Annotated in this window: 24 protein-coding genes; 18 read left to right on the top strand and 6 right to left on the bottom strand. The window is 68.8% G+C overall.

What is annotated here, in order from left to right; translation table 11 throughout:
* The first annotated feature begins 4 nt into the window (after nucleotides 1-4).
* From EV645_RS41575 to EV645_RS41555, 5 genes are all read left to right on the top strand, one after another.
* A complete protein-coding gene (locus tag EV645_RS41575; RefSeq protein WP_130450826.1) occupies nucleotides 5-1,261 on the top strand; it encodes an MFS transporter in 1,257 nt (418 codons plus the stop codon).
* Nucleotides 1,262-1,311: 50 nt separating this feature from the next.
* Nucleotides 1,312-2,136, top strand: coding sequence for a GNAT family N-acetyltransferase (locus EV645_RS41570; protein ID WP_130450824.1), 825 nt, complete (start codon nucleotides 1,312-1,314; stop codon nucleotides 2,134-2,136).
* A gap of 54 nt (nucleotides 2,137-2,190) precedes the next feature.
* Complete coding sequence (locus EV645_RS41565; protein WP_130450822.1) at nucleotides 2,191-3,282, top strand: M14 family zinc carboxypeptidase; 1,092 nt, start codon at nucleotides 2,191-2,193, stop codon at nucleotides 3,280-3,282.
* 127 nt (nucleotides 3,283-3,409) lie between these two features.
* Nucleotides 3,410-5,173 (top strand): proline--tRNA ligase, encoded by a 1,764-nt coding sequence (locus EV645_RS41560; RefSeq protein WP_130450820.1) that lies wholly within the window; start codon nucleotides 3,410-3,412, stop codon nucleotides 5,171-5,173.
* A 142-nt stretch (nucleotides 5,174-5,315) separates the two neighbouring features.
* Nucleotides 5,316-6,692, top strand: coding sequence for an FAD-binding oxidoreductase (locus tag EV645_RS41555; protein WP_157997273.1), 1,377 nt, complete (start codon nucleotides 5,316-5,318; stop codon nucleotides 6,690-6,692).
* On the opposite strand, the gene EV645_RS41550 is transcribed toward EV645_RS41555, so the two are convergent.
* Both EV645_RS41550 and EV645_RS41545 read right to left on the bottom strand, forming a co-directional pair.
* On the bottom strand, nucleotides 6,656-7,888 hold the full coding sequence (locus tag EV645_RS41550; protein WP_130450816.1) for an RNA polymerase sigma factor: 1,233 nt from the start codon (nucleotides 7,886-7,888) through the stop codon (nucleotides 6,656-6,658). The genes EV645_RS41555 and EV645_RS41550 overlap by 37 nt on opposite strands.
* Nucleotides 7,885-8,292, bottom strand: a complete 408-nt coding sequence (locus EV645_RS41545; RefSeq protein ID WP_130450814.1) for a YciI family protein — start codon at nucleotides 8,290-8,292, stop codon at nucleotides 7,885-7,887. Before EV645_RS41545 ends, EV645_RS41550 begins: the two co-directional genes overlap by 4 nt.
* A gap of 90 nt (nucleotides 8,293-8,382) precedes the next feature.
* Between EV645_RS41545 and EV645_RS41540 the strand changes: the two genes are divergently transcribed.
* From EV645_RS41540 to EV645_RS41530, 3 genes are all read left to right on the top strand, one after another.
* On the top strand, nucleotides 8,383-9,162 hold the full coding sequence (locus tag EV645_RS41540; protein WP_130450812.1) for a sulfite exporter TauE/SafE family protein: 780 nt from the start codon (nucleotides 8,383-8,385) through the stop codon (nucleotides 9,160-9,162).
* A gap of 65 nt (nucleotides 9,163-9,227) precedes the next feature.
* Complete coding sequence (locus EV645_RS41535) at nucleotides 9,228-9,743, top strand: hypothetical protein (RefSeq protein WP_130450810.1); 516 nt, start codon at nucleotides 9,228-9,230, stop codon at nucleotides 9,741-9,743.
* 9 nt (nucleotides 9,744-9,752) lie between these two features.
* A complete protein-coding gene (locus EV645_RS41530) occupies nucleotides 9,753-10,505 on the top strand; it encodes a class I SAM-dependent methyltransferase (protein WP_130450808.1) in 753 nt (250 codons plus the stop codon).
* On the opposite strand, the gene EV645_RS41525 is transcribed toward EV645_RS41530, so the two are convergent.
* Complete coding sequence (locus tag EV645_RS41525; protein WP_198682190.1) at nucleotides 10,489-11,601, bottom strand: cytochrome P450; 1,113 nt, start codon at nucleotides 11,599-11,601, stop codon at nucleotides 10,489-10,491. The two genes, EV645_RS41530 and EV645_RS41525, sit on opposite strands and share 17 nt — an antisense overlap.
* 121 nt (nucleotides 11,602-11,722) lie before the next feature.
* Here EV645_RS41525 and priA point away from each other — a divergent pair, with 121 nt between their 5' ends.
* The 5 genes from priA to EV645_RS41500 are packed head-to-tail and all read left to right on the top strand — an operon-like array spanning nucleotide 11,723 to nucleotide 18,538.
* Nucleotides 11,723-12,496, top strand: a complete 774-nt coding sequence (gene priA / locus EV645_RS41520) for a bifunctional 1-(5-phosphoribosyl)-5-((5-phosphoribosylamino)methylideneamino)imidazole-4-carboxamide isomerase/phosphoribosylanthranilate isomerase PriA (RefSeq protein ID WP_130450806.1) — start codon at nucleotides 11,723-11,725, stop codon at nucleotides 12,494-12,496.
* Nucleotides 12,493-14,796, top strand: a complete 2,304-nt coding sequence (locus tag EV645_RS41515; RefSeq protein WP_130450804.1) for an HAD-IB family hydrolase — start codon at nucleotides 12,493-12,495, stop codon at nucleotides 14,794-14,796. Before priA ends, EV645_RS41515 begins: the two co-directional genes overlap by 4 nt.
* Complete coding sequence (locus tag EV645_RS41510; protein WP_130450802.1) at nucleotides 14,793-15,992, top strand: zinc-dependent alcohol dehydrogenase; 1,200 nt, start codon at nucleotides 14,793-14,795, stop codon at nucleotides 15,990-15,992. The genes EV645_RS41515 and EV645_RS41510 overlap by 4 nt, the downstream gene beginning before the upstream one ends.
* Before the next feature lie 60 nt (nucleotides 15,993-16,052).
* A complete protein-coding gene (gene larAH / locus EV645_RS41505; protein ID WP_242000991.1) occupies nucleotides 16,053-17,606 on the top strand; it encodes an NPN-dependent hydroxyacid isomerase, LarAH14/15/16 family in 1,554 nt (517 codons plus the stop codon).
* Nucleotides 17,606-18,538 (top strand): lysophospholipid acyltransferase family protein, encoded by a 933-nt coding sequence (locus tag EV645_RS41500; protein WP_130450798.1) that lies wholly within the window; start codon nucleotides 17,606-17,608, stop codon nucleotides 18,536-18,538. The genes larAH and EV645_RS41500 overlap by 1 nt, the downstream gene beginning before the upstream one ends.
* Here EV645_RS41500 and EV645_RS41495 read toward each other — a convergent pair whose 3' ends face one another.
* On the bottom strand, nucleotides 18,539-19,750 hold the full coding sequence (locus tag EV645_RS41495) for an SGNH/GDSL hydrolase family protein (RefSeq protein WP_130450796.1): 1,212 nt from the start codon (nucleotides 19,748-19,750) through the stop codon (nucleotides 18,539-18,541). It lies immediately after the preceding gene.
* An 84-nt stretch (nucleotides 19,751-19,834) separates the two neighbouring features.
* On the opposite strand from EV645_RS41495, the gene EV645_RS41490 reads away from it, so the two are divergent.
* The 5 genes from EV645_RS41490 to EV645_RS41470 all read left to right on the top strand — a co-directional run bounded on the left by EV645_RS41490 (nucleotide 19,835) and on the right by EV645_RS41470 (nucleotide 24,484).
* Nucleotides 19,835-21,046 carry an aminopeptidase gene (locus EV645_RS41490; protein ID WP_130450794.1) on the top strand — a complete coding sequence of 404 codons (1,212 nt, stop codon included), beginning with the start codon at nucleotides 19,835-19,837 and terminating at the stop codon, nucleotides 21,044-21,046.
* Between the two features lie 15 nt (nucleotides 21,047-21,061).
* A complete protein-coding gene (gene hisF / locus EV645_RS41485; protein ID WP_130450792.1) occupies nucleotides 21,062-21,823 on the top strand; it encodes an imidazole glycerol phosphate synthase subunit HisF in 762 nt (253 codons plus the stop codon).
* Nucleotides 21,824-21,825: 2 nt separating this feature from the next.
* A complete protein-coding gene (locus EV645_RS41480; protein WP_130450943.1) occupies nucleotides 21,826-22,281 on the top strand; it encodes a MarR family winged helix-turn-helix transcriptional regulator in 456 nt (151 codons plus the stop codon).
* A gap of 80 nt (nucleotides 22,282-22,361) precedes the next feature.
* A complete protein-coding gene (locus EV645_RS41475; RefSeq protein ID WP_130450790.1) occupies nucleotides 22,362-22,868 on the top strand; it encodes a MarR family winged helix-turn-helix transcriptional regulator in 507 nt (168 codons plus the stop codon).
* On the top strand, nucleotides 22,868-24,484 hold the full coding sequence (locus EV645_RS41470; protein WP_130450788.1) for an MDR family MFS transporter: 1,617 nt from the start codon (nucleotides 22,868-22,870) through the stop codon (nucleotides 24,482-24,484). Before EV645_RS41475 ends, EV645_RS41470 begins: the two co-directional genes overlap by 1 nt.
* On the opposite strand, the gene EV645_RS41465 is transcribed toward EV645_RS41470, so the two are convergent.
* Nucleotides 24,481-25,737, bottom strand: a complete 1,257-nt coding sequence (locus tag EV645_RS41465) for an MFS transporter (protein ID WP_130450786.1) — start codon at nucleotides 25,735-25,737, stop codon at nucleotides 24,481-24,483. The two genes, EV645_RS41470 and EV645_RS41465, sit on opposite strands and share 4 nt — an antisense overlap.
* A complete protein-coding gene (locus tag EV645_RS41460) occupies nucleotides 25,734-26,327 on the bottom strand; it encodes an ArsR family transcriptional regulator (protein ID WP_130450784.1) in 594 nt (197 codons plus the stop codon). The genes EV645_RS41465 and EV645_RS41460 overlap by 4 nt, the downstream gene beginning before the upstream one ends.
* Between the last annotated feature and the right edge of the window lie 43 nt (nucleotides 26,328-26,370).

Here is a 26,370-nt window from a genome sequence, read left to right as displayed (position 1 = left end):
GCTCATGACGACAGTGAGGCCCGACCGGCTGCGCGACGACCCGGACTTCCGGCGGTACTGGCTGGCCCGCGCGCTGTCGATCACCGGATCGATGGTGACGGCGATCGCGCTGCCGGTGCTCGTCTACCGGCTGAGCGGTTCGACCGTCCTGACCGCACTGGTGACGGCGCTGGAGTCAGCGCCGTACCTGCTGACCGGACTGTTCGCCGGTGCGCTCGCGGACCGCTGGAACCGGCGGCGCGTGATGATCACCGCGGACTGCGTCAACGCCGTACTGGTCGGCTCGGTGCCTGTTGCGCACCTGCTTGGCGTGCTGACGATCGCCCACGTCCTGGTGGTCGCGTTCACCGTGCAGTCCGTCTACACGTTCTTCGACGGCGCGAACTTCGGTGCACTGCCGGTCCTGGTCGGCCGCGCCCGAGTAGCGCAGGCGAACTCCGCAGTCTGGACGGCGTCGAGTCTGATCGAGCTGTTCGTCCCGCCGCTGACCGGTCTGACCCTCGCCGTACTCGATCCGGCCAGTCTGCTCACGCTGGACGCGCTCAGCTTCGCAGCGTCCGCGTTCGCTGTCCGTGGGATCGTGCGGGCGATGTCCGAGTCCCGTGCGGGTCAGCCGCCGCTCCGCCCGCGGGTAGTACTGACCGATATCGGTGACGGCTTGCGGTACCTGACCCACCACGCCGGCGTACGGACCATGACGATCGTCGGCAGCATCCAGTCGTTCGCCGGCGGTGGATTCATGGCGCTGATCGTGGTCTGGTGCGACCGCGTCCTCCACGTCGGTACGTCGGGACTCCGGTTCGGACTGGTGTGGGGGACGTGGGGGATCGGCGGACTGATCGCCGCACTCAGCCTGCCCCGGTTGCTGAAGCGGATGCCGCCCGCAGCGATCACCCTGTACGCACTACCGGTCTCTGCACTCCTAGGCGTGCTCACCCCACTGTCACCCAACTGGGTCGCCGCTGCGGTTGCGACGCTCGTCTGGGGTTCGGCGTACGTGCTAGTGATCGTCAACGCGATCTCGTACCGCCAGCAGGTGACTCCGGAGAAGCTGCTCGGCCGGGTCAACACAGCCGGCCGGATGCTGTCCTGGGGCGTCGGGTGGACGCTGGGCTCAGTAGTCGGCGGCGTGCTCGGCAACGCGTTCGGACCGCGCACTGGAATGGTGCTGATGGGGCTGTGCGGGTGCGTCGGCGTGGTCTTCGCGTGGACCTCGCCGTTGCGCCGGATCGCGGCCGGACACGACACCCAGGCGGTCTGACTGCGGCCCTGTTTTATACGTGCGGCGCGATCATCCGCTAAGTTCTGCGCGTGGGCGTACGGGTTCTCGGTCCTCGTGACCTCGCGGCGGCGCGCGCGGTCATCGCTCGCGATCCGGTCGTGAATGTGTTCGTCGACAGCCTGGTCCAGGCGTCCGGACTCGACCCGCGACGCGGCGCCGAGGTCTGGGGGTACGTCGACAAGGGTGCGCTGGAGGCCCTGTGCCACGCCGGCGGAAACATGGTGCCGGTGGGCGCGGACGACGTGGCGCTGCGCGCGTTCGCGGCGTACGCGATGCGGCGCGGGCGGAACTGCTTCCAGATCCTCGGGCAGGCCCGCGCGGTCGACCAGCTGTGGAGCATCCTCGAGCCGCACTGGGGTCCGGCCCGCGAGGTGCGGGACGACCAGCCGTTCATGGTGATCGAGGGGTCGCCGTTGATCGCACCGGATCCGCTGGTCCGCGCGGTGGAGCCGGTCGAGCTGCCGGTGCTGTATCCGGCGTGTGTGGCGATGTACACCGAGGAGGTCGGCGTACCGCCGCAGACCGGGCCGGACGGGACGTTCTACCGGTCCCGGGTGGCCGAGCTGATCCGGGCCGGGCGTGCGTTCGCCCGGATCGAGGACGGCCGGGTGGTGTTCAAGGCCGAGGTCGGATCGGTCGGCTCCGGCGTGTGCCAGATCCAGGGCGTGTGGGTCGATCCGGAGTACCGCGGCCGGGGCCTCGCTGCGCCAGGTATGGCGGCGGTCGTGGAGCTGGCTCGGCAGATCGCGCCCGTCGTCACGCTGTACGTCAATGCCTTCAACCTGCCGGCGCGCGCGGCGTACGAGCGGGTCGGCTTCCGCACGATCGAGACGTTCGCGACGATTCTGTTCTGATACTGCTTACTCTCCGTGATCCGGGGATGGCGGTTGTCCGGTTGGCTGGTCGGCATGCGAAGGCTCGCGGCTCTCCTGTGCACCTTTGCCCTCATGCTGCTGTCCTCGACGGCCTACTCGTCGCCGGCTCTGACGTACTACGGCGGGTACCACACCGTCGTCGGCCACGAGCAGCACAATGCGGCCGTCGCCGCGGCGCACCCGGACCTGGTGAAGCTGTACGACATCGGTGACTCGTGGACGAAGGCGCAAGGGCAGGGCGGGCACGACATCCAGGCGCTGTGCATCACGAAGCTCGCGCCCGGCGACTGCGCCCTGAACAGCACCGGGAAGAAGCCCAAGTTCGTTCTGCACGCGCAGATCCACGCCCGCGAACTTGCGACCGGCGAGATCGCGTACAAGTGGATCGACCTGCTCGTCTCGTCGTACGGCGTCGACCCTGAGCTGACCGCGCTGCTCGACACCCGCGAGCTGTGGGTGGTGCCGATCGCGAACCCGGACGGCGTGGACGTCGTCGCGTCGAATCCGGCCCAGCCGCTGCTGCAGCGCAAGAACGTCGACGACAGCGCGGGCGACTGCGTGACGGGGTACCCCGGAGTCGACCTGAACCGGAACTCGTCGTTCCACTGGGACGCGAACCAGGGCGGTTCGTGTGCGGAGACCTACCCGGGGGCGAAGGCGGCGTCCGAGCCGGAGACGGTTGCGATCCAGGGCCTGTTACAGAAGATCTTTCCCGACACGAAGAGCGCTGTGGACGAGCCGGCCGCCGTGCGCACGACCGGCGTCTTCCTGACGCTGCACAGCTACGGCAACGACATCCTGGCGCCGTGGGGATATACGGACACGGCCGCGCCGGACCGGGACAAGTTGGTGGCCTTGGGCAACAAAATGAGCGCGGTCACGGGCTACCCGGTCTTTACCGGGGATGGCGGGATCGGGTACCTGACGCCGGGTTCGACCAGCGACTGGTTGTACGGGACGCGCGGCGTGCCGTCGTACACGTTCGAGATCGGGCCGAAGACCGGGTGGTGCGCCGGATTCGTGCCGGCGTACTCGTGTATTGCCTCGACGTTCTGGCCGTTGCTGAAACCAGCGTTGGTTTACGCCGCGAAGGCCGCCGCGACGCCGTACGGCCCGCTGCCGTGATTACCCTCGGGTAAGCGCTCGGGGCAGCCCGGGAGTGACCTGTGGATAACGTGGTGAGACCATCACCACCGGACCGATATTGTCTGTGTAGTCCTGTTCTCGACTTTTTGCACGCTTGGAGACTCCCGTGATTTTGCGTATGTCGTCGCTGTTCCTCCGCACCCTTCGCGAGGACCCGGCGGACGCGGAGGTCCCGAGCCACAAGTTGCTCGTCCGCGCCGGGTACATCCGTCGCGCCGCGCCCGGCATCTACACCTGGCTGCCGCTGGGCCTGCGGGTGCTGCGTAACGTCGAGCGGATCGTCCGCGAGGAGATGGACGCGATCGGCGCGCAGGAGCTGGTCTTCCCGGCGCTGCTGCCCCGCGAGCCCTACGAGGCCACCGGCCGCTGGACGGAGTACGGGCCGAACATCTTCCGGCTGAAGGACCGCAAGGGCGCCGACATGCTGCTCGGTCCGACGCACGAAGAGATGTTCACGCTGGTCGTGAAGGACCTGTACTCGTCGTACAAGGACCTTCCGCTGTCGATCTACCAGATCCAGAACAAGTACCGCGACGAGGCGCGGCCGCGGGCCGGCGTGCTGCGCGGGCGCGAGTTCGTGATGAAGGACTCGTACTCGTTCGATGTCGACGACGACGGCCTCGCCGCGTCGTACGAGAAGCATCGCGAGGCGTACATCAAGATCTTCGACCGGCTCGGCTTCGACTACGTGATCGTGCAGGCGATGTCGGGCGCGATGGGCGGCTCGCGGTCCGAGGAGTTCCTCGCGATCGCGGAGAACGGCGAGGACACGTTCGTCCGCTCCGCGGGTGGGTACGCCGCCAACGTCGAGGCGGTCGTGGTGCCGCAGGCCGCGGCGGTCGACGCGTCCGGCGTGCCGGCCGCGGAGGTCGTGGACACTCCGGAGACGCCGACGATCGACACGCTCGTGGACGCGCTGAACGCGAAGCACGCGCGCGCCGACGATCGCGAGTGGACGGCCGCGGACACGTTGAAGAACGTGCTCGTGATGCTGGTGCACCCGGACGGTTCGCGCGAGCCGCTGGCGATCGGCGTGCCGGGCGACCGGGCGATCGACGAGAAGCGGCTCGGCGCGCAGATGGAGCCGGCCGAGGTCGCGGCCTTCGAAGAGGCGGACTTCGAGAAGTACCCGTCGCTCGCGAAGGGCTACATCGGTCCCGGCGTGCTGGGCAAGGAGAACGCGTCCGGCATTCGGTACCTGCTCGACCCCCGGGTCGCCGAGGGCTCGGCGTGGGTGACCGGCGCGGACAAGTCCGGCTTCCACGTCATCAACCTGGTGCACGGTCGCGACTTCACCGCCGACGGCACGATCCAGGCCGCCGAGGTGCGCGACGGCGACCAGGCGCCGGACGGTTCGGGTGCGCTGGAGGCGGCGCGCGGCATCGAGATGGGTCACATCTTCCAGCTCGGCCGCAAGTACGCCGACGCGCTCGACCTGAAGGTCCTCGACCAGAACGGCAAGCTCGTCACTGTCACCATGGGTTCGTACGGCGTCGGTGTCACCCGCGCGGTGGCCGCGATCGCCGAGGGCAACCACGACGAGCTCGGCCTGGTCTGGCCGCGCGAGATCGCGCCTGCCGACGTCCACCTCGTTGCCACCGGCAAGGATTCCGCGGTCTTCGAGAAGGCGGCCGAGCTCGCCGCGGAGCTGGAGTCCCGCGGCCTGTCGGTCATCTACGACGACCGTGAGAAGGTCTCGCCGGGCGTGAAGTTCAAGGACGCCGAGCTGATCGGCGTGCCGACCATCGCCGTCGTCGGCAAGGGCCTCGCCGACGGCACGATCGAGGTCAAGGACCGCCGCTCCGGCGACCGCACCGACGTCCCGGTCGCCGACGTTGTCGACCACCTGGTCGCAGCCGTCCGCAGCTGAGCCCCAGCCCTGAACCGGCCCCACTCCGCACGGAGTGGGGCCGGTTTGCCTTTTCTTTGGTCAAGCGTGTCGAGGAATGTCAGTCGGCTCCGATCCCGGGGTGAGACGCCAGAGGGGGCGTCTCGGATCTAGGGAGTTGGAGATGACGGAATCTGTAGTGGTTGGCGGGGGGATCGACGAGCTTCGCGGCGCTGTGCTGGGTGAGGTCCTCGTGGACGGGGACGAGGGGTACGCCGATGCCGGGCGGGTGGTCATGGCCGAGGGCCGGCCGAGCGTGGTGGTGCGGTGTGTGGGGCCGGCCGATGTGGTTGCTGCCTTGAGGTACGCCGAGGCGCAGGACCTGCCCGTCGCCGTACGGAGCGGTGGACACAACGCGGCCGGGTTCGGTACGAACGACGGTGGCGTGGTGATCGACGTACGGCCGATGGACGAGGTCAAGGTGCTGCCGGACGAGGTCGTTCGCGTCGGCGTCGGGGCGACCTGGGGCGACGTCGCCGCGCGACTCGGGAAGCTCGGGCTGGCGATCTCGTCGGGAGACACGGCGAGCGTCGGCGTCGGCGGGCTGATGGCCGGCGGCGGCATCGGCTGGATGGTCCGCAAGCACGGTCTGGCGATCGACAACGTGGTGTCGGCCGAGGTGGTCACGGCGGACGGTTCGGTACGCCGGGTCGACGCCGCGAACGAGCCGGAGTTGTTCTGGGGCCTGCGCGGTGCGGCGGGCAGCCTTGGCGTGGTCACGTCGTACGACATCACCGCCGTACGGCAGCCGACCGTGCACTTCGGCACCCTGCTGTATCCGTGGACGCAAGCCGAGCAGGTGCTCAACCGCTGGGTGGAGTACGCCGCGCACGCGCCCGCAGACGTCACGTCCTCGCTGCAGCTCGCGCCGACGATGATGGCCGATCGTCAGGTCCCGGTCGCCGTGATGGTGTGCGTTGCCGGAGACCCTGCGCTCCTCGAACCGCTGCGCAACCTCGGCACGCTGCTCACCGACAAGGTCGCCGAGGTGCCGTACGCCGAGGTGTTCGCGGACATGTCGATGCCCGCGGATTGGCGTCCGCGGATTCGCAACGGCTTCTTCGACACGTGGTCGCCGGAACTCACCGACCGCCTGCTCGCAGCGCGTCAGCAGATCCCGGCGATGGCGATGGAGATCCGGTCTCTCGGCGGCGCCTTCGGCGAGATGCCCGCGGACGCGACCGCGTTCGCCCACCGCGACGCGCAGTTCATGGTCAACTCGGTGGTGATGGGAACGCCCGACGTACAGGCGGCGCAGGACTTCGACGCCTTCTGGCAGACCCTGCGGCCGAACGGCGCGTACGTGAACTTCTTGTCCGACCCGACCGACGCGGACCTCGACAACTGCTACCCGGAATCACACCGCGCCAGACTGGCCGCACTCAAGCAGGCGGTCGATCCGGGGCACGTGTTCCGCAGCGCGCTGAGTGTCCCGCCGCGGCCGGAGTGGACCGGCGGACGTCGTCACTTGATGAGGTGGGCGATGCGGTCGCGGAGGTAGTTCTGCTCGGCTGCGTTCCGGGTGCGCTCCAGCGCGGCGACGTAGTTCGACCGGGCCAGGTCCGGACGGCCGGCGAGCTCGTGCAGGTGGGCGAGGACCGAGAGCCGACGATGGTGCTCGCCGAGGTACTTGTCGTCGGCCAGCCCTTCGACGATCGCGATGCCGGCCTCCGGACCGTCGGTCATCGCGATCGCGACGGCCGCGCCGAGCGTCACCATCGGACTCGGGTCGACCTTCTCGAGGATGCGATAGAGGCCGACGATCTGTTCCCAGTCGGTGGTCTCGACCGAGTCGGCCTCGCTGTGCACGGCGGCGATCGCCGCTTCCAGCTGGTACGGGCCGACAGCGCCGGTGCGCAGCGTCGCCTCGACGATGCGCGTGCCCTGGGCGATCTCGTCGGCGTACCAGCGGGATCGGTCCTGCCGATCGGCCGGGATCAGGTTGCCGCCGGGTCCGGTCCGTGCGTCGCGGCGGGCGTGGGTGAGGATCATCAACGCGAGCAGGCCGGCCACCTCGCCTGCTTCGCCCGTCGCCTGACACAGCAGGCGGGTGATCCGGAGCGCTTCCTCGGCGAGATCCACGCGCTGCAACGAATCACCGGCGCTCGCCGTGTGGCCTTCGTTGAAGATCAGATAGAGGACCTGCAGTACGGCGGCCAGTCGCTCGTCGTACTCCTCGGCCGTCGGGAGCTCGAACCGCGCGTCCTTGATCAACCGCTTTGCCCGGCTGATGCGCTGCGCGACGGTGCTCTCGCTGACCAGCAGAGCGGCGGCCACCTCGGCGGTGGTGAGACCGCCGACCGAGCGCAACGTCAGCGCGATCTGTGACGCCGGAGTCAGCGCGGGGTGACAACACAGCACGAGGAGCCGGACCGTGTCGTCGGCGTCCTCGTGGTAGTCGTCGGGGTCGTGCTGGTCGGCCGGCGCCCGCAGGAAATCGTTCAGCTCGCGCTGCCGCCGCGCGTTGTCGCGTCGCCAGCCGTCCATCATCCGGCGGGACGCGACGCTGATCAGCCAGCCGATCGGCTGCTCTGGTACGCCGTTCGCACCCCACTGCACGAACGCGTCGACGAGCGCCTCCTGGACCGCGTCCTCGCACTGGTCGAACGCGTCGTACCGCCGAACGAGAACCGCCAGTGCCCGCGGCGCCGCCGCCCGAATCGCAGCTTCGAGCTCGGGTGCCGCGGGACCGGTCACGGTGCGCCAGGTCCGGTGAAGTCGTCGAGCTGGTTCAGGAAGTCGTCCTGGTCGAGGCGGATCTCACGGAGCTCGACCCGACGGAAGTTCGCCAGCGGGATCCGCGCCGCGATCTCGAGCGCCCGCGCCACCGACTCGCAGTGCAGCACCATAGCGCCGGCCAGGAACTCCTTGGTCTCGAGCAGCGGACGGTCCGAGATCACCGGCGTACCGGCGACGAGCTGGATGTCCTTCTCCTCGCCCGGGTCCTTCAAGCCGAGGACCGACACCAGCTCTCCGGTCGTGAGCAGCTCGCGCGCCGTCTCGGCGATCGCGGCGGGACCGCCGGACATCTCGACAAGCTGCTGCTCGGTGAACTGCTTGAGCGCCTCGACGTTGTTGTGGATGAGCAGTAGGAACTTCACCCCGCCATTCTCCCGGATCGAGTGTCATAACTCTCACTCGGTGGTGTAAGGGTTGAGTGGTACTACGCCATTACCTGATCATCGGGCTCTGTGCCTGATGTTTCGTTGTGGACGTTGTTGTTCCTGGTGATCGCCGCCTTCGCGGCCGGCTGGATCGACGCCGTGGTCGGCGGCGGCGGACTGCTGCAGCTTCCCGCGATGCTGCTCGGTCTGCCGAACGCTTCACCGGCGCAGATCCTGTCGACGAACAAGATCTCGTCGCTGTGCGGTACGACGACCAGCGCGGTCACGTTCGGCGTGAAGGTCCGGCCGGACAAGAAGACCGTCCTGCCGCTCGCGATCCTCGCCGGGCTCGGCGCGGCGACCGGAGCGTTGGTGGCGACGAAGATCCCGATGTCGTGGTTCAAGCCGATCGTGCTGGTGCTGCTGATCGGGGTCGCGATCTACACCGCGATGAAGCCGTCACTCGGTGCCCGGACCGCGCTGCGCTTCGACGGCCGCGACCACTACCTCGCGGCGAGCGGGGTCGGCGTACTCATCGGCTTCTACGACGGCGCCGTCGGACCGGGGACGGGCTCGTTCCTGATCTTCGCGCTCGTCGGCCTGCTCGGCTACAACTTCCTGCAGGCCAGTGCCAAGGCGAAGATCGCGAACGTCGCCACCAACCTCGGCGCGATCCTCGTCTTCGCTCTCCACGGCGCACCGCTGTGGGGTCTCGGCCTGATCATGGGCGCGGCCAACATGGTCGGCGGCCTCCTCGGCGCCCGCACCGCAGTGGCCCGCGGCAGCCGCTTCGTCCGAGTCATCTTCCTCGTCGTCGTGTCCGCGCTGATCCTGCGCCTCGCGTACGACGTCTTCTTCGGCGGCTGATGTCAAAAGCTGCAAGTGCGGTCCGCCGGCGGACGCTGGACCCAGCCGCGGCCTAGGGTCGCGCCATGGACACCGACGTGTTGTTCGAGGGGAAGCTGGATCTGACGTTCGGGCAGATCTATCTGATGAGTGGGGACACGGACTGGCCGGACTTCGACGACTCGCGGCGCGGTCAGGCGAACGGGATCTGCGGCGCCGCGGAGCCGGGACGGCTGCTGCTGTTCACCGGGTTGCACACCGGGTACGTCGAGCTCCGGATCGAGCGCTTGGAGCGACCGCCCGTGCTGGACGATGACTGGGAGGACATCGTCGAGGTGCCGTTCGAGCCGCAGGCGCCGGCGATCCGGGTGCACGGGCTCGACGGATCGCAGTACACGGACTTCTCGCTGCCGGTAGGCAGCTACCGGGCTCGCTACAGCGCCACCGGGATGGACGAGGGGAAGGCCGTCGACGTCGTCCCGGAGGACGAGCCGGTCGTCGATCGCTACCTGCTGCAGTTCTGGCCCGCGGAGGCCGCGCCGGATGCGGTGATCAAGCAGACAAGCGCTGTTGCCACGCGATGGCATGAGGAGTGGCGGTAGGGTCTGGGAATGGTGGACTACGACGGTCGGATGGGTCGTGTGTACGTCGCGGGGCGGAGGATGCCGGCGGCTGAAGTGCAACGGTGGACCGCGGCGTTTGCGACGTACTTGCCGGACCGGCGGCCGTTGGATGTGCTCGATCTCGGGTGTGGGACCGGCCGGCTGACCCCGGGGCTGGCCGACGAGTTCCAGGGCCGGGTGTACGGCGTGGAGCCGTCGGACCGGATGCGTGAGGCGGCCGAGCAGCATCCGAGCGTGAGCTATCTGAAGGGCAGCGCCGAGGAAATTCCGTTGCCTGAGGCATCGGTTGATGCGGTGCTGATGTTCCTGACGTTCCATCACTGGACGGATCCGTTGCAAGGGCTGCGCGAGGTGCACCGGGTGCTGCGGCCCGGCGGAGTGGGTTTACTGCGGACACAGTTCGCGGACCTGATGCCGGAGCTGTTCTGGTACGAGTACTTCCCGTCGGCGCGAGAGGTCGATGCCGGGATGTACCTGACGCTGGCCGCGACGAAGGAGCTTGCGGTCGAGGCCGGGCTGGTTCCGGACGACGACGTCGTGCGGATCTCCGCCGAGGAGCCGCGCACGCTGCAGGAGCGCTACGAGCGGCTGAGCCACCGCGCGCTGTCGACGTTCGAGCATCTGCCGGCCGACGAGCTGGATCGCGGGTTCGCCCGGTTCGCCGCGGACGCGGAGCGCGATCCGGACCGGGCGATGCCGGTGTACGACGCGACGACGCTGGTACTCACCCGTCCCAGCTGACGCGCAGGGCGGACGGCTTGCGGAAGACGAGACCTCTCGGCGCGGGTGAGTCCGCGGCGAGGCGGAGACCGGGGAGCTGGAGGACGGCTTCCAGCGCGGTGAGCGTTTCGAGGCGGGTCAGGTGCATGCCGAGGCAGATGTGCGGTCCACTCGCGAAGGCGAGATGGCGGCGCGCGTTGGGCCGGCGTACGTCGAACCTGTCGGGCGACTCGAACATCTCGGGATCGCGACCGGCGCCCGCGAGGGACACGGTGACCATGTCGCCGCGGCGGATCTCTACGCCGGCGAGCTCGATGTCGCGGGTGGCGTAGCGGTCGACCACGGCGGCGGCCGGTTCGAGGCGGAGTGACTCCTCCATGGCGTTGGGGAGGAGCGTCGGGTCGGCGAGGACGAGGTCGAGCTGGTCGCGGTTGGTCAGCAGGTGCCAGAGGGCGTTCGTGATCATGCCCTCGGTGGTCTCGATACCGCCGAACATCAGTACGGCGGCGTTCGCGACGACCTCGTCGACACCCAGCCCGGCGTGCGCGGCCGCGGCGATGAGAGAGTCCGACGAGTCGATGCCTGCGGCAACATGTTTGTGCAACTCGGCGAAGGCGGCGGCACCCTCGGCGGTCACTGGATGGCCGGCGGAGACCCCGGACACGGACGTGGAGATCGCTGTGTACCAGTCGAGCACCGTGGCAGCCGACGCCGGAGGCAACCCGAGCGACAACGCAACCACCGCGACGGACAACGGCCCTGCAAGTGCGGTCCGGAGATCAGCAGGTTGTTCGAGGGCAGCCATCAATTCGTCGACGGTCTGCTGGACAGGGCCGACGAAGCGACGGCGGGTCTCGGCCAGAGTGAACGGGGACTCGAACGGATCGCGGTGTGCCTTATGGGTGGCGCCGTCCAGCGAAAGCATCGACGGACCGACGACCTGTGCCGTCGAGAACCGTGGGTCGTCGACGGTGAACGTCTCCGGATCGCGCAGGACGTTCATCACCAGCGCGCGCGAGGTGACCATCCAGGTGTTCAGCGGTTCGATCCAGCCGATCGGGCGGATCGCCGCAAGCGTCGGATGCGGGTCGGTTTCGAGTTGCTCGACAGTCACCACCAGACCAGCGTAATGATAGGACCACTAATACAGCTGGTATTGCTGAGACAGATCGGATATGAACGACTCAGCGGGCGTCCGGGTTACGGATCCTTCAGGAAGGCCCTCTAGGGTGTGGGCCATGTCGGTGTCAGACTCATCTTCCACCCCACCGCCCCGGTCAGGCCATTTGGTGCTGCTGCCTGCCGTCGATGTGGCGGACGGGCAGGCGGTTCGGCTCGTGCAGGGCGAGGCCGGGAGTGAGACGTCGTACGGCGATCCGCTGGCTGCCGCGATGGCCTGGCAGGACGCGGGCGCGGAGTGGATCCACCTGGTCGACCTGGACGCGGCGTTCGGCCGCGGCAGCAACCGCGAACTGCTCGCCGAGGTGACCGGCAAGCTGGACGTCCAGGTCGAGCTGTCCGGCGGCATCCGCGACGACGACTCCCTGGAAGCCGCGCTCGCCACCGGTGCCCGTCGGGTAAACATCGGCACCGCCGCACTCGAGGACCCGGAGTGGTGCGACCGGATCATCGGGCAGTACGGCGACCGGATCGCGATCGGGCTCGACGTCCGCGGCCGCACGCTGGCCGCCCGCGGCTGGACCAAGGAAGGCGGCGACCTCTACGAGGTGCTCGAGCGGCTGGAAGCGGCCGGCTGCGAGCGCTACGTGGTCACCGACGTCACCAAGGACGGCATGCTCCAGGGCCCGAACCTGGATCTGTACCGCGACCTGTGTGCGCGCACCGACAAGCCGATCATCGCGTCCGGCGGCGTCTCGAGCCTCGACGACCTCAGGGCTCTGAGCACGCTGGTGCCGGACGGCGTCGAAGGCGTGATCGTCGGCAAGGCCCTGTACGCCGGCGCGTTCACCCTGACCGAGGCACTCGAGCTCACGCGTGGAGGCGACAAGTGAGTCTGGCCGACAAGCTCAAGGACAAGAAGGTCCTTGTCACCGGCGTCACCGGATTCGTCGGTGAGGCGCTGCTGCACCGGATCATCGGCGAGCTGCCGGGCACCACCGTGGCCGCGATCATCCGGCCGAAGGGCTCGCTGTCCGGCGCCGACCGGATGGCGCAGATGCTCCGCAAGGACATCTTCAAGCCGTTCTACGGCGAGGGCACGCAGTACGCCGACGCCGAAGCGCTGTGCGCGGCCCGGATCCATGTCATCGACGGCGACCTGTCCGACGTACCGGAGCTGCCGACAGATCTCGACATCGTCGTGCACTGCGCCGGCGACGTCAGCTTCGACCCGCCGATCCACGAGGCGTTCACGACCAACGTGCTCGGCACCAAGAGCCTGCTCGAGCGGATCGACGAGAGCCGGCAGGGGACCGATCGCCGGATCCACTACGTGCACATCTCCACCGCTTACACCGCGGGCCGCCGGCGGGGCGCGATCCCGGAGGCGCCGGTTGAGCACGCCGTCGACTGGCGGACCGAGGCCGAGGCCGGGATGGCGATGAAGGCCCGGATCGAGGAGCAGTCCCGGTCCGCGCCGATGCTGGCCAGGTTCCGCAAGGAGGCCGAGAAGCTGCACCGCCGCGCCGGTCACCTGACCGCGGCGGCCGACACCGAGCGCCGCCGGACCGAGTGGGTCGCGAAGAAGCTGGTCGAGACCGGCACGGAGCGCGCCCGCAGCCTCGGCTGGACCGACTGCTACACCTTCACCAAGGCGCTCGGCGAGCGCGTGGTCGAGGAGTTCGCCGGCAAGCTGCCGACGTCGATCGTCCGGCCGGCCATCATCGAGTCCGCGCTGCAGTCGCCGCACCCGGGCTGGATCGAAGGCTTCAAGATGGCCGAGCCGCTGATCCTGGCCTACGGCCGCGGTGAGCTGCCGGAGTTCCCGGCCAGCCCTGACTCCGTCGTCGAGATCATCCCGGTCGACCACGTGGTCGGCGCGATCTGCGCGGTGATGGCGACCGAGCCCGAGCTGAGCAAGCCGGAGTACTACCACGTCAGCTCCGGCGCCCGGAACCCGTTGACCTTCGAGCAGTTGTACGCCGGCGTCCGCGCGTACTTCTCCAAGCACCCGTTCGACCTCGGTGAGCGTGGCGCGGTCCGGCTCCCGGTCTGGAAGTTCCCCGGCGGCGACTCGGTCGAGAGCATGCTCCGGTACGGCGAGAAGGCCCACAAGATCGCCGACAAGATCATCACGACCGTGCCGCGGAGCGAACGCGTCCGCAAGTACGCGCGCGAGCTCGACGTGCAGAAGCGCCGGCTCGACTTCCTCCGCCGCTACATGGATCTGTACTCCGAGTACGCGCAGGCCGAACTGCAGTTCATCGACGACAACGTGCTGGCGCTGCACAACGCGCTCGAGGGTGACGACCGGGAGAAGTTCTGGTGCGACACCTCGATCGTGGACTGGCAGTACTACCTGCAGGAGCTGCACTGCCCGAGCGTCACGGAGTCGATGCGCCGGCTGGACGTCGTCCGCAAGAAGCGGAACAAGGCGCTCGCCGAGTCCGCCGGCGTACTGAAGAAGGTCGAGCCTTCCTCGGAGTCCAAGGTGATCGCGGCGTTCGACATGGACGGCACGCTGCTGTCCTCGAACGTGATCGAGACGTACCTGTGGATGCGGCTGCCCGAGCTGGACGGCCCGCAGCGGGTCGGCGAGATCGGCGCGATGCTGCGCAAGCTCCCGAAGCTGATCGCGGCCGAGCGCAAGGACCGCGGCACGTTCCTCCGGACGATCTACCGCCGGTACGCCGGTGCCGATCTGGAGGAGCTGAACCAGATCGTCGACGAGATCCTCGCCGAGCACGTGCTGGAACGGCTGAGCGGCGCCGCCGTACGACGGATCCGTGAGCACCGCGCCGCCGGGCACAAGACGATCCTGATCACCGGCGCGGTCCGCCCGCTGACCCGCCCGCTGGAGCCGCTGTTCGACGAGATCGTCGCGGCCGAGCTGGCGGTCGACGACCGCGGTCGCTGCACCGGCTTCCTGTCCGGGCCGCCGCTGGTCGGTGAGTCCCGGGCCGCGTGGATCAAGCACCACGCCCGGACGACCAACATCGACCTGTCCAAGTCGTACGCCTACGCCGACAGCCACTCGGACCTGCCGATGCTGGAGACCGTCGGCAATCCGGTCGCCGTCTCGCCGGACGTGTCGCTGTTCCGGGCTGCCCGGGCCGCGCGCTGGCAGATCGTCGACTGGAAGACCCCGTCCACGTCGTCCCGTCTGGAGCTCCCTGGGGTGAACGTTCGATGATGCTCGCTCTCGAGATGTACCGGTCGCCGGCCAAGTTCCTGGCGGCCAAGGCGGTCGGCGGCCGTATCCCCGGCATCCTGACCGGACCGGCCGCACCGCTGCGCCTCGTCACGATCAACGAGCCGAAGGCCGAGCGGCCGGGCTGGGCGCGGATCCGGCCGATCCTGTCCGGTATCTGCGGCTCGGACCTGGGCATGGTGACCGGTTCGACCAAGCTGTACTTCTCCGCCGTGGTGTCGATGCCGTTCGTGCCCGGTCACGAGATCGTCGGCGAGCTGCTCGACGACTGCGAGGACCTGCCGAAGGGCACCCGGGTCGTGATGGACTCCGTGCTCACCTGCGCAGCGCGCGGCGTCGAGCTGTGCGAGAACTGCGTGACCGGCAACACCAACCGGTGCGACCGGATCACGGTCGGGCACGTCGCGCCGGGTCTGCAGACCGGGTTCTGCCAGGACACCGGCGGCGGCTGGGGCAACCTGCTGGTCGCCCACCGCAGCCAGCTGTACGCCGTACCGGACGGACTGTCCGACGAGCGCGCCGTCCTGGTGGAGCCGCTGTCCGGTGCGGTGCATGCCGCGCTCCGGGCCAAGGTCCAGCCGGGTCAGTCGGTGCTCGTCAGCGGCGCCGGTGCGGTCGGGCTGTTCGCCACGCTCGCGCTGCGCGAGCTGACGCAGGCCGGCCGGATCACCGTGGTCGCCAAGCACCCCAAGCAGCGTGAACTGGCGCGGGCGTTCGGCGCCAGCGATGTGGTCGCGCCCGACGAGGTGTTCCGCGGCGTACGGCGATCGACCGGTGCGTTCCGGCTCAAGCCGGACTTCGGCGCGGGCGAGTTCCTGCTCGGCGGTGTGGACGTCGCGGTCGACGCGGTCGGCAGCAAGGACTCGATCGACACGGTCCTGCGGGTCACCAAGGCAGGCGGCCGGGTGGTGCTGTCCGGGATGCCGGCCAGCGGCGCCGACCTGTCGCCGGTGTGGTTCCGCGAGCTGGAGGTCACCGGCACCTACGCGTCCGCGCGGGAGGAGCCGAACGGCCGCCCGGCGTTCGAGACCGCGCTGGAGCTGGCCGGACGTGCCCCACTGGACGGGATCGTCGGTGCGCGGTACCCGCTGTACCGCTGGCGTGAGGCGCTCGACCACGCGCACTCCGCCGGCCGACTGGGAACAGTCAAGGTTGCTTTCGATGTGAGGGCCTCATGAGGGCGCTGAACGTACGACGAGAGAGGTTCTGACATGTCTCGGCCAGGTTTTGTGCTTGAGGTGGACGACCGGACCCCGCCGCTGCTCGTGCACAACGGTGAGGGCTTCCTGCTGGAGCGGTTCCCGCTCGGCACCCGGGTGGTGTACCCGCCGGAGGCGCTGCCGCCGGTGCGGGACGTCGACGAAGCGATCCAGAACGCGTTGCTCAACCCGATCGAGTCCGAGCCGCTGCCTGAGCTGCTGCGCGCCGGGATGCGGCTGACGATCGCGTTCGACGACATCTCGATCCCGCTGCCGCCGATGAAGAAGCCGGACATCCGGCAGCGCATCATCGAGGCCGTGCTCGAGCTGGCCGCGCAGGCCGGCGTCGACGACGTCGAGCTGATCTCGGCCAACGCGCTGCACCGCCGGCTCACCCCGAACGAGCTGCGCGACATCGTCGGCGAGCGGGTGTTCCGGTCGTTCTTCCCGGACGGCAAGCTCTACAACTTCGACGCCGAGGACAGTGCGAACCTGACCCACCTGGGTCAGACCAGACACGGCGAGGACGTCGAGATCTCCAAGCGGGCCGCCGAGTCGGACCTGCTCGTCTACGTGAACGTGAACCTGGTGGCGATGGACGGCGGCCACAAGTCGACGTCGATCGGGCTGGCGTCGTACAAGTCGCTGAAGCACCACCACAACAGCCACACGATGATCCACTCGCGGTCGTTCATGGACCACAAGCGGTCGAAGATGCACGAGTCGGCCTGGCGGATGGGCGAGATCCTCACCCAGCACGTCAAGGTGTTCCAGATCGAGACCACGCTGAACAACGACATCTTCGGCGGGCCGCTGGAGTTCCTGCAGAAGCGCGAGTGGGAGTGGTCGATCAAGGACCAGGCCTCGATGCTCGGCACCAAGCGCGCGCTCGCCGCGGCGCCGGCCAAGCTGCGGCACAAGATCTTCACCGACGTCCGCTCGAACTACGGGCTGACCGGGGTGCACGCCGGCAAGATCGAGCCGGTGCACGACAAGACGCTGGAGAACGTCCACCGCCAGCACCTGGTCGAGGTACAGGGCCAGTCCGATGTCGCGATCATGGGCGTGCCGTTCATCGGCCCGTACAACGTGAACTCGGTGATGAACCCGATCCTCGCGGCCTGCATGGGCCTCGGGTACTACTTCAACTCGTACCGGGGCAACCCGATCGTCCGCAAGGACGGCGCGGTGATCCTGTACCACCCGGTCGACTACGAGTTCAGCCAGCTGCACCACCCGTCGTACGTGGACTTCTTCGAGGAAGTGCTTGCCGAGAGCACCGATCCGGCGACGATCGAGGCGAAGTTCGAGAAGCAGTACGCCGAGGACCCGTGGTACATCCACCTGTACCGGACGTCGTACGCGTACCACGGCGTGCACCCGTTCTACATGTGGTACTGGATCTCGCACGCGCTGGACCACTGCGGCGACATCGTCTGGGTCGGCGCGAACCGCAAGACCGTCGAGCGGATGGGCTTCCGGTCCGCGTCGACGCTGCAGGACGCGCTCGAGATGGTCAGCCACTCGGTCGGCCGGTCGCCGTCGATCACCTACCTGCACAACCCACCGCACCTGCTCGCGGACGTGCGCTGATGGGTACCAGCCTGGTGAAGTTCGGCCGCGACACCGCGCGTGACGTGAAGCAGGTCGCGCGCGGCTGGCGGTGGGGCCGGCGGCCGCAGGTCCCGCGGTCGGCCGAGCCGTACGTGATCCCGAAGGAGTCCACGGTCTTCCCGACCAAGTGGGCCCGGACGCCGGCCGCGATCGCGGTCCGCGACCTGATCCAGAAGGGCCCGCTGAACGCGGTCCTGAACTTCGAGGTCAGCCCGCAGGTCAGCGGACTCGACTCGCTGCTGAAGCTCGACGGCCCGGCGATCATCGTCGCGAACCACTCGTCGCACCTGGACACCCCGTTGCTGCTGCTGTCGCTGCCGGACGCGATGCGCCGCAAGACGGCGTTCGCGGCGGCGGCCGACTACTTCTTCGACACCTGGTGGCGGGCGGCCGGGTCGGCGATCGTGTTCAACACGTTCCCGATCGAGCGCCGCGGCGGCAACCTGAGCTCGACCCCGGGCGACCTGCTCGCCGACGGCTGGAACGTGGTCGTGTTCCCGGAGGGGACGCGCTCGCCGGACGGCTGGATCCAGCGGTTCCGGATGGGCGCGGCGTACCTCGCCGTCGAGCACGACGTGCCGGTGATCCCGGTCGGCATCAAGGGCTCGTTCGCCGCGATGCCGCGCGGCCGCGGCTGGCCGGTCCCGGGCCGCCCGGCGGTGCACGTCCGGTACGGCGATCCGCTGTACGCCGCTGAGGGCGAGAGCCCCCGCGACTTCGCGCCGCGGATCGCGGCCGCGGTCTCGGCACTCCTCGACGAGGAGTCCACCACCTGGTACGAGGCCCGCCGCCGTGCAGCCATCGGCGCCTCCCCGTCGCAGACCGGTCCCGCGGCAGCGCGCTGGCGCCGGGTCTGGGAGACGACCCGGCCGATGAAGTCCACCGACGGCCGACGCCGCGCCTGGAAGTAGTTACCGCTGGTTGCGTCCGGAGAGTGCTTCGGACGCAACCACGGCCATCGCCGCGTACCCGGCGTCGTTCGGGTGCAGGTGGTCGCCGGAGTCCAAGGCCGGGTCGATCCGCTGCTGGTCGGCCGGATCCCCGACGGCCCGGGCGAAGTCGGCGACCGCGTCGTACTGACCTGAGGTCCGGATCCACTGGTTGGCCTGTGTCCGGATCGCCTCGGCGGGGGCGAAGTCGTCCGGGTTCATGTAGTCGGCCTTGAACGGGGTGATGGTGCCGCCGATGATCCGCACCCCGCGGGCGTGCGCGGCGGCGATCATGCTGCGGTAGCCGGCGATGAGCTGGTCTGCTGTGACCCTGGGCGTGACACCGCAGCCGAAGTTGAACTCGCTGTCCCAGATGTCGTTCTCGCCTTCCTCGACGATCACCGTGCGAACGCCGGGCTGCTCGAGTGCGTCGCGCCGGAACCTCGTCACGCCGACCTCGCCGAAGCACGGCAACTCGTGCAGCAAGAGGTTTCCGCTGATGCCGACGTTGGCTACGCCGAGCTTCGTCTTGCTGAGCCGCTGCGCGAGGTCGTCGGAGTACCGGTGGTCGGCGCCGACGGTGGAGTTGTGGCCGTTGGTGATCGAGTCGCCGTAGGTGACGATCGTTCCTGCGGTGCTGGTTACGTCGACGCCGGTGAGGTAGTAGAAGGCGTGGCTGGTCGCGGTGCCGGGGGCGTTGTCGTGCAGATGGTTGCCGGCGATCGCGGATGTGGCGGTGAGCCCGTCCTCGTGGAAGGTCGCCGGTCCGGTCGCGCCGTCGACGTACAGCGAGACCACGAGTTGCTCGCCGGCGTCGGTCGAGATCGGCACGGCGTCGGACGTCGCTGTCCGGCCGGGGGCGATTGTCGTACGGCGATTGCCGCGGAAGGTGACGTCGGTCTGGGCCACCGAGATGCCGGTGACCTGGAGTGGCTTGGTGCCATACAGGTTGGACAGGCGGATCCGCAGGCTTCGGCCGCCTGTGCTGAGCCGGACGGTCTGCCGGATCGTCTGATGGTCGAACCCGGCCTGGCTCCAATTGCCGTCCGCGGCTGTAGGGCTTTGCATCGCGCTCGCCCAGGCGGCTGACCAGGCCGTGTCCCGGCGCTGAGCTTGCGCCGGCGCGGCAAACATCGTTCCCGCGGTCAGAGCCATGGCAATCACGCCGCCGGTCAGGTATTTCATGGTGCGCATGTCGGTCCTCTCGATCTGGAGAGCCGATAGTTACATTGCCACTAGTGTCACTGCAACTAATTTCCTGATGGGTGGGAGTCGAGAGTGAACAACGAGCAGCTAGAGCGTTTCGCAGATCTGGTCGTCCGGGTCGGCGTGAACGTGCAACCGGGCCAAGGCGTCGTGGTGAATGCCGACATCGCCCAGGCCGAGATCGCCAGGGCAGTCGCCGAGCGCGCGTACGTCGCCGGTGCGAGGTGGGTGGAGGTGCTCTGGTCCGACGGGCTCGTACGCCGGTCGGACCTGGTCCACTCCGACGTCGAGACGTTGTCGGCGGACCGGCCCTGGTCGCTGGAGCGCATCCGCGGCTGGGTGGAGGAGGGGATCGCAACGATCGCCTTGACCGGTACGCCGGACTCGGGCCTGTACGCCGGGATCGATCCAGCCCGCGTGGCCGCGGTACGGAAGCAGGAGATGGCCGCACGGCAACAGGCGGCCATGAGCGGACGGTGGCGCTGGACCGTGATCGCCGCGCCGAACGCCGGCTGGGCCACCCAGGTGTACGGCGAACCCGACGTCGACCGGCTCTCGGACGCGGTGGCCCGGGCGATGCGGCTCGACGAGGCAGACCCGGTGGCCGCCTGGCGCGACCGTTCCGCCGTACTGGCTGAGCGATGTGCGGCCCTCGACAAGCTGCAGATCACCGAGCTCCACTACGCCGGTGAAGGGACCGACCTGACCGTCGGCCTGCTGCCCGGCTGTCGCTGGACGGGTGGGTCCGTGACGGATCCGGCGGGGATCGCGTACCTGCCGAACATCCCGACCGAAGAGGTCTTCACCAGCCCCGACCGCCGGCGTGCGGACGGCGTCGCGCGGGTGACCAAGCCGGTCGTCATCGCGGGTCAACTCGTGGAAGGGCTGCAGCTCACCTTCAAGGCCGGCCGGATCACCGACGTGGATGCGACGACCGGTGCCGACCTGGTCCGGGCCCAGCTCGATGTCGACCCCGGCGCCCGCAGCCTCGGAGAGGTCGCACTGGTCGACAAGGATTCGAAGGTTGCGCAGGCGGGCATTGTCTTCCACAACACCTTGTTCGACGAGAACGCCGGTAGCCACATCGCCTGGGGACAGAGCTTCCCATTCGCCGTTGCCGACGGCATGCAGTTGACGCCCGACGAGCGAGCCGAGCTGGGGCTCAACAACGCGACCGTCCACACCGACGTCGTGGTCGGCGGCGACGGTCTGACGATCACCGCCACGACACCCGACGGTCCGGTCGTCCTCCTGCGTGACGACGTCTGGGTCCTGGGTGACTGACGGTACCCTTTCCGCGTGAGCCTTGCCGTACGAGTTATTCCGTGCCTGGACGTCGACGCCGGACGCGTCGTGAAGGGCGTGAACTTCGCCGACCTGCGGGATGCCGGCGACCCGGTCGAGATGGCGCAGGTGTACGACGCGGAGGGCGCCGACGAGCTCACGTTCCTCGACATCACCGCGTCGTCGGGATCGCGCGAGACGACGTACGACGTGGTCGGGCGGACCGCCGAGCAGGTGTTCATCCCGCTCACGGTGGGCGGCGGCGTCCGCGAGGTGGCCGACGTCGACCGGCTGCTCCGGGCCGGCGCGGACAAGGTCGGCATCAACACCGGCGCGATCGCTCGTCCCGACGTGATCCGCGAGATCGCGCACCGGTTCGGCAACCAGGTGCTGGTGCTGTCCCTCGACGTACGGCGGTCCGCGGAGCAGCCGAGCGGGTTCGAGGTGACGACCCACGGCGGACGGAAGTCGGCCGGGCTGGACGCGATCGAGTGGGCCCAGCGCGGCTGCGAGCTGGGCGCGGGGGAGATCCTGCTGAACTCGATGGACGCCGACGGGACCAAGCAGGGATTCGACCTGGAGCTGATCAAGGCGGTGCGCGCCGTGGTCGACGTACCGCTGATCGCCAGCGGGGGAGCGGGTGCGCCGGAGCACTTCCCGCCCGCGGTCCAGGCCGGTGCGGACGCCGTACTCGCGGCCAGCGTGTTCCACTTCGGCGACTTCCGGATCGCCGATGTGAAGAAGGCCCTCCGCGACGCGGGGATCGTGGTCCGGTGAGCATGCAGGTAGAGCGCTCGGAGGAGATGGTCGCGGCGATCGAGCAGGAGCTGTCGGCGCTGTTCCGCCGTTCGCGCTCCGCGTCACTCCGACTGGCCCGGCGCGTTCACCCCGAGATGGACGCCGCCGGGTATGCGCTGATCTCCCAGATCGAGATGGGGACCGGCAACGGCGCCGGCGTACGTGCCTCCGACGTCGCCCAGGTCCTCGGCCTCGACAAGTCGACCGTCAGCCGCGGCATCACCCAGCTCGAGAACCTCGGCCTGATCGAACGCGTCGGCGACCCCGACGACGGCCGCGCCCGCCTGCTCCGCCTCACCACCACCGGCGCCGAGCGCTACGAAGCGATGCGCACCCAACGGCAGACCGAGTTCCGCGCCATCCTCGACCGCTGGAACCCGACAGACCTCGCCGACCTGGGCCGCCTCCTCGCCCGCCTGAACACCGACCTCGGCTGAGGTCTCACCCCGTGTAACCGGTTATCCACAGCCTGGGGATATGGTTGTGGAAACCAACTATTTGAGTATATAGTTGGGTTATGCAACTAGCTCAGCAACCCCTTGTCCCGGGGGTAGAGCGGGACGCACCGGCGCAGGAGGTCCTCGAAGGGGTCAGTTCGCTGATCCGCGCGGTGCGATGTATCGAACACCGGCACCTGATGCCCGACAGCGGGCTGCGACGGTCCGACGCGAGCGTGCTCAAGATCCTGCACAAGGGCGGCGAGCAGCGCGGCGGGGAGATCGCGGCCAAGCTCGGCGTCGACGCGTCGGTGGTGAGCCGGCAGGTAGCAGCGCTGGAGGCCGACGGACTGGTGAGCCGTCGACCCGACCCGGCCGATGCCCGAGTCGGGCTGGTCAGCCTGGCGCCAGCCGGAAAGGCCCAGCTGGAGGCCCTGTACTCGTCCTACACCCAGCACCTTCGTGCCGCCCTGGCGGACCTCGACGACGACGCGCTGCTCGCCGCTGCAGAGACCATGCAGCGGATCGCGCACGCCATCACCGAGGTCAACCAGGTCGTGAGGCGCACACAATCGACTGGAGACTGATGACTGTCACCGAGACCCGGCAGGCCGGGTCCGTTTCTGGGCCTGCCGCGCCGGAACTCACCCACCGCGAGATCCTCGAGATCCTGATCGGCCTGCTCGCCGCGCTGTTCACGGCGATGCTGAGCTCGACGATCGTCAGCAATGCCCTGCCGACGATCATCGCCGACCTCGAGGGATCCCAGACGCAGTACACGTGGGTCCTCACTGCGAGCCTGCTGGCCACCACTGTGTCCACGCCCATCTGGGGCAAGCTCGCGGACCTGGTGAGCAAGAAACTGCTGGTCCAGGTCGCGATCTCGGTCTTCGTGATCGGGTCCGCGCTGGCCGGTCTGTCCCACACCGTGCCGTTCCTGATCGGCGCCCGCGTCCTGCAGGGCCTCGCGATGGGCGGTCTGATGGCGCTGGCCCAGGCCATCATCGGCGCCGCGATCCCACCCCGGTCGCGGGGCCGGTACTCCGGCTACATGGGTGCCGTGATGGCGGTTGCGACCGTCAGCGGCCCGCTCATCGGCGGCGTCATCGTCGACACCTCGTGGCTCGGCTGGCGCTGGTGTTTCTACGTCTGCGTCCCGCTGGCCGTCGTCAGCCTGGTCATCCTGCAGAAGTACCTGCACCTGCCGATGATCAAGCGTGAGGTCCGGATCGACTACGTCGGCGCCGTCCTGATCAGCATCGCGGCCAGCCTGCCGCTGCTCTGGGTCACGTTCGCCGGCACGGACTTCGCCTGGATGTCGTGGCAGTCCGCGCTGTTCGTCGGCGGCACGCTGCTCGTCGGGTTCGTCGCGGTCATGGTCGAGAACCGGGTGAAGGAGCCGCTCGTCCCGCTCAAGGTCGTCCGCGAGCGGACCACCGCACTGGCGATCGTCGCCAGCCTCGCGGTCGGCGTCGCGATGTTCGGCAGCGCGCTGTTCCTCGGGCAGTACTTCCAGATCGCCCGCGGCTACAGCCCGACCGAGGCCGGCCTGCTGACGATCCCGATGATGCTCGGTTCGTTCTTCGGTTCGGCGGGCTCCGGTCAGCTCATCAGCCGCTACGGCAAGTGGAAGCGGTACCTGGTCTCAGGCGGCGTACTGCTGCTCGTCGGTCTGCTGATCCTCGGCACGATCGACCACACCTCGCCGTACTGGTACGTCGGACTCGGCATGCTGGCGATGGGTCTCGGTATGGGCATGACCATGCAGAACCTGGTCCTCGCCGTACAGAACACCGTGGACGTCCGGGAGATCGGCGCATCGAGCGCAACCGTGGCGTTCTTCCGCAGCCTGGGTGGTGCGGTCGGCGTCTCCGCGCTGGGCGCGGTCCTCGCTGCCCACGTGAAGAGCCTGATCGTGGCCGGTGTGCTCGCCGGTCCGGGCGGTGCCGAGGCGGCGCGGAAGCTTCAGGAGGGTGGTTCCGGAAGCACGAGCCTCCTCGACGTCGGTCACCTGCCGCCGCAGCTGGCGGCGTTGGTTCGGCAGTCGTACGGCGATGCGACCGGGCGGATCTTCCTGATCGCGGCCGCATGTGCGGCGGTCGCCCTGATCGCGGTGCTGTTCATCAAGGAGGTCCCGCTCCGCACGACCGTGAACAAGGTCGACGACATCGAGGACCTTGCCGATCGCGCAGTGCACGACTAAAGCTCGGGAGGTTCCAAGCCGGTCAGTTCGCGGGTGCGGATGATCGGTGAGCCGATCAGCCACAGCACGGACAGCAGGCCGCCGGCTGCGGACACGAGGAGGGTTTCGCGGACACCGATCCAGGTGCCGAGGAACCCTCCGGCGACCGCGCCGAGCGGCCTGATGCCGTAGTTGATGCTGCTGAACGCACCGGCGACCCGGCTCCGCATGTGATCGTGGGTCACGGCCGCCTGCAGCGAGTTCAGCGGTACGTCGAAACACATCACCGCGAACGCCCCGACGAACTCGGCCGCACCGAGCGCGGCCGCCTTCGCCCAGGTCGGACCGTCCGCGAGTGCGGCGATCGCGATCGAGGTGGGGAAGACGATTGCGCCGGCCGCAATCACCGGGCCGGCGCCGAACCGTCGGCTCAGCGGCGACGCACTGACGGCGCCGAGCAGGCCGCCGGACGCGCCGATGCCGAACGCCAGGCCGATCGTCCCCGCGGACAGCTCGAGGATGCGGCTCGCGAACAGCACCAGCAGCGCCGTGCTCATCAGGTTGAAGAAGTTGACCGTGGTCGCGCAGGCCAGGCTGCGGCTGAGATACGGGTGCTTGAGCACATAGCGCATGCCGGCCCGAGCTCGCCGGAGGAGTGGCTCGGGCGACTCCTCGGACACGCCTGGAGTGATCTTCAATCGGCTGATCTGGATGGCCGAGAAGACGAAGGACAGTGCGTCGACGACGACCGCGACCGGGGCAGTGAGCGCCTGGATGAGCGCGCCGCCCACCGCCGGTCCGGCCATGAACGAGATCGAGTGGGTCGCGGAGAGTTTGCTGTTCGCCTCCATGAACTGGTCGCGCTCGACCAGCCGCACGAAGAACGACGCGTACGCCGTACCGAACACGACCTGTGCCGTGCCGGCCAGGATCGCGATCGCGTACAAGTGGCCCAGGGCAAGGAGATCGAGCCAGTAAGCGACCGGCAGCGAGAGCAGCAGGACGGTGCGGATCAGATCGGCCGCGATCATCAGCGGGCGTTTGTCGCGGCGGTGGTCGACCCAGGCGCCGATGAACAGCGACGCGATGTTCGGCAGCCAGACCGCCGCGGTCAGGAACCCGACCTGGCTGGGGGAGGCGTCGAGCAGCGTCACGGCGATCAACGGCAACGCGAGCTCGGTGACCCGGTCGCCGAACGCCGAGATCGTCTGCGCGGACCAGAACGTGCGGAACCGGCGGTCGCGCCAGAGGCTGGTGGCGGAGACCGTGCTCATTGCGAGTCCGTTGCTTCGGGCAAGGAAATGCGGAGGTAGCGGACCGGGTGCGCGTCGTCCGGCGCCTCGTCGGCGTCGCGACGCTGGACGTACGGCGCGAACAGTTGCTCGATCGCGGACTCGATCGCCTCGGCTTCTGTGGGGGTGATGACCAGCAGGGTGTTCGCCGAGCCGGCGAGCCGGCTCCACTCGGGGGCCAGGTTCGGTTCGGTCTCCGCGATCCAGTGCTGAGCTGCCTCGAGCGCCTGGTTCATGATCTCGGTCCGCAGTAGGCGGCCGGCCTCGACGCCTTCCGCGGTGTCCGGCATCTCGTACCGGAAGCCGTGGGCGACCGCGTTCCACCAGCGTTGCCGCCGGTCCGAACCGCTCGGCGGCGGGCCGTCGACGACCAGGCCGAAGGTGGCGAGGTGCCGCAGGTGCCAGCTGGTGACGGACGGAGAGGCGCCGACGTGCTCGGACAGCTGGGTGGCCGTGGCCGGGCCGTTCCTCTGCAAGTAGCTGAGCGCCGCGAGCCGGACGGGATGCGCCAACGCACGCATTGCCTGCGGGTCGGTGATCTCGAAATCGCCGTACGGATTTCTGAGAGACATGTTTCGAGAGTAATCTCTCAGATCTCCCGGAGGCAACCTCTGT

Origin of the sequence: Kribbella rubisoli (assembly GCF_004217145.1) — a bacterium.
GTDB lineage: Bacteria > Actinomycetota > Actinomycetes > Propionibacteriales > Kribbellaceae > Kribbella > Kribbella rubisoli.
This window is presented reverse-complemented; position numbering and strand designations above follow the sequence as displayed.

Coding starts and splice junctions, on each gene's coding strand:
- EV645_RS41575 (WP_130450826.1), top strand. CDS start 5: ATGACGACAGTGAGGCCCGACCGGCTGCGCGACGACCCGGACTTCCGG.
- EV645_RS41565 (WP_130450822.1), top strand. CDS start 2,191: ATGCGAAGGCTCGCGGCTCTCCTGTGCACCTTTGCCCTCATGCTGCTG.
- EV645_RS41555 (WP_157997273.1), top strand. CDS start 5,316: ATGACGGAATCTGTAGTGGTTGGCGGGGGGATCGACGAGCTTCGCGGC.
- EV645_RS41535 (WP_130450810.1), top strand. CDS start 9,228: ATGGACACCGACGTGTTGTTCGAGGGGAAGCTGGATCTGACGTTCGGG.
- EV645_RS41530 (WP_130450808.1), top strand. CDS start 9,753: ATGGTGGACTACGACGGTCGGATGGGTCGTGTGTACGTCGCGGGGCGG.
- priA (WP_130450806.1), top strand. CDS start 11,723: ATGTCGGTGTCAGACTCATCTTCCACCCCACCGCCCCGGTCAGGCCAT.
- EV645_RS41510 (WP_130450802.1), top strand. CDS start 14,793: ATGATGCTCGCTCTCGAGATGTACCGGTCGCCGGCCAAGTTCCTGGCG.
- EV645_RS41500 (WP_130450798.1), top strand. CDS start 17,606: ATGGGTACCAGCCTGGTGAAGTTCGGCCGCGACACCGCGCGTGACGTG.
- EV645_RS41495 (WP_130450796.1), bottom strand. CDS start 19,750: ATGCGCACCATGAAATACCTGACCGGCGGCGTGATTGCCATGGCTCTG.
- EV645_RS41480 (WP_130450943.1), top strand. CDS start 21,826: ATGCAGGTAGAGCGCTCGGAGGAGATGGTCGCGGCGATCGAGCAGGAG.
- EV645_RS41475 (WP_130450790.1), top strand. CDS start 22,362: ATGCAACTAGCTCAGCAACCCCTTGTCCCGGGGGTAGAGCGGGACGCA.
- EV645_RS41470 (WP_130450788.1), top strand. CDS start 22,868: ATGACTGTCACCGAGACCCGGCAGGCCGGGTCCGTTTCTGGGCCTGCC.
- EV645_RS41465 (WP_130450786.1), bottom strand. CDS start 25,737: ATGAGCACGGTCTCCGCCACCAGCCTCTGGCGCGACCGCCGGTTCCGC.
- EV645_RS41460 (WP_130450784.1), bottom strand. CDS start 26,327: ATGTCTCTCAGAAATCCGTACGGCGATTTCGAGATCACCGACCCGCAG.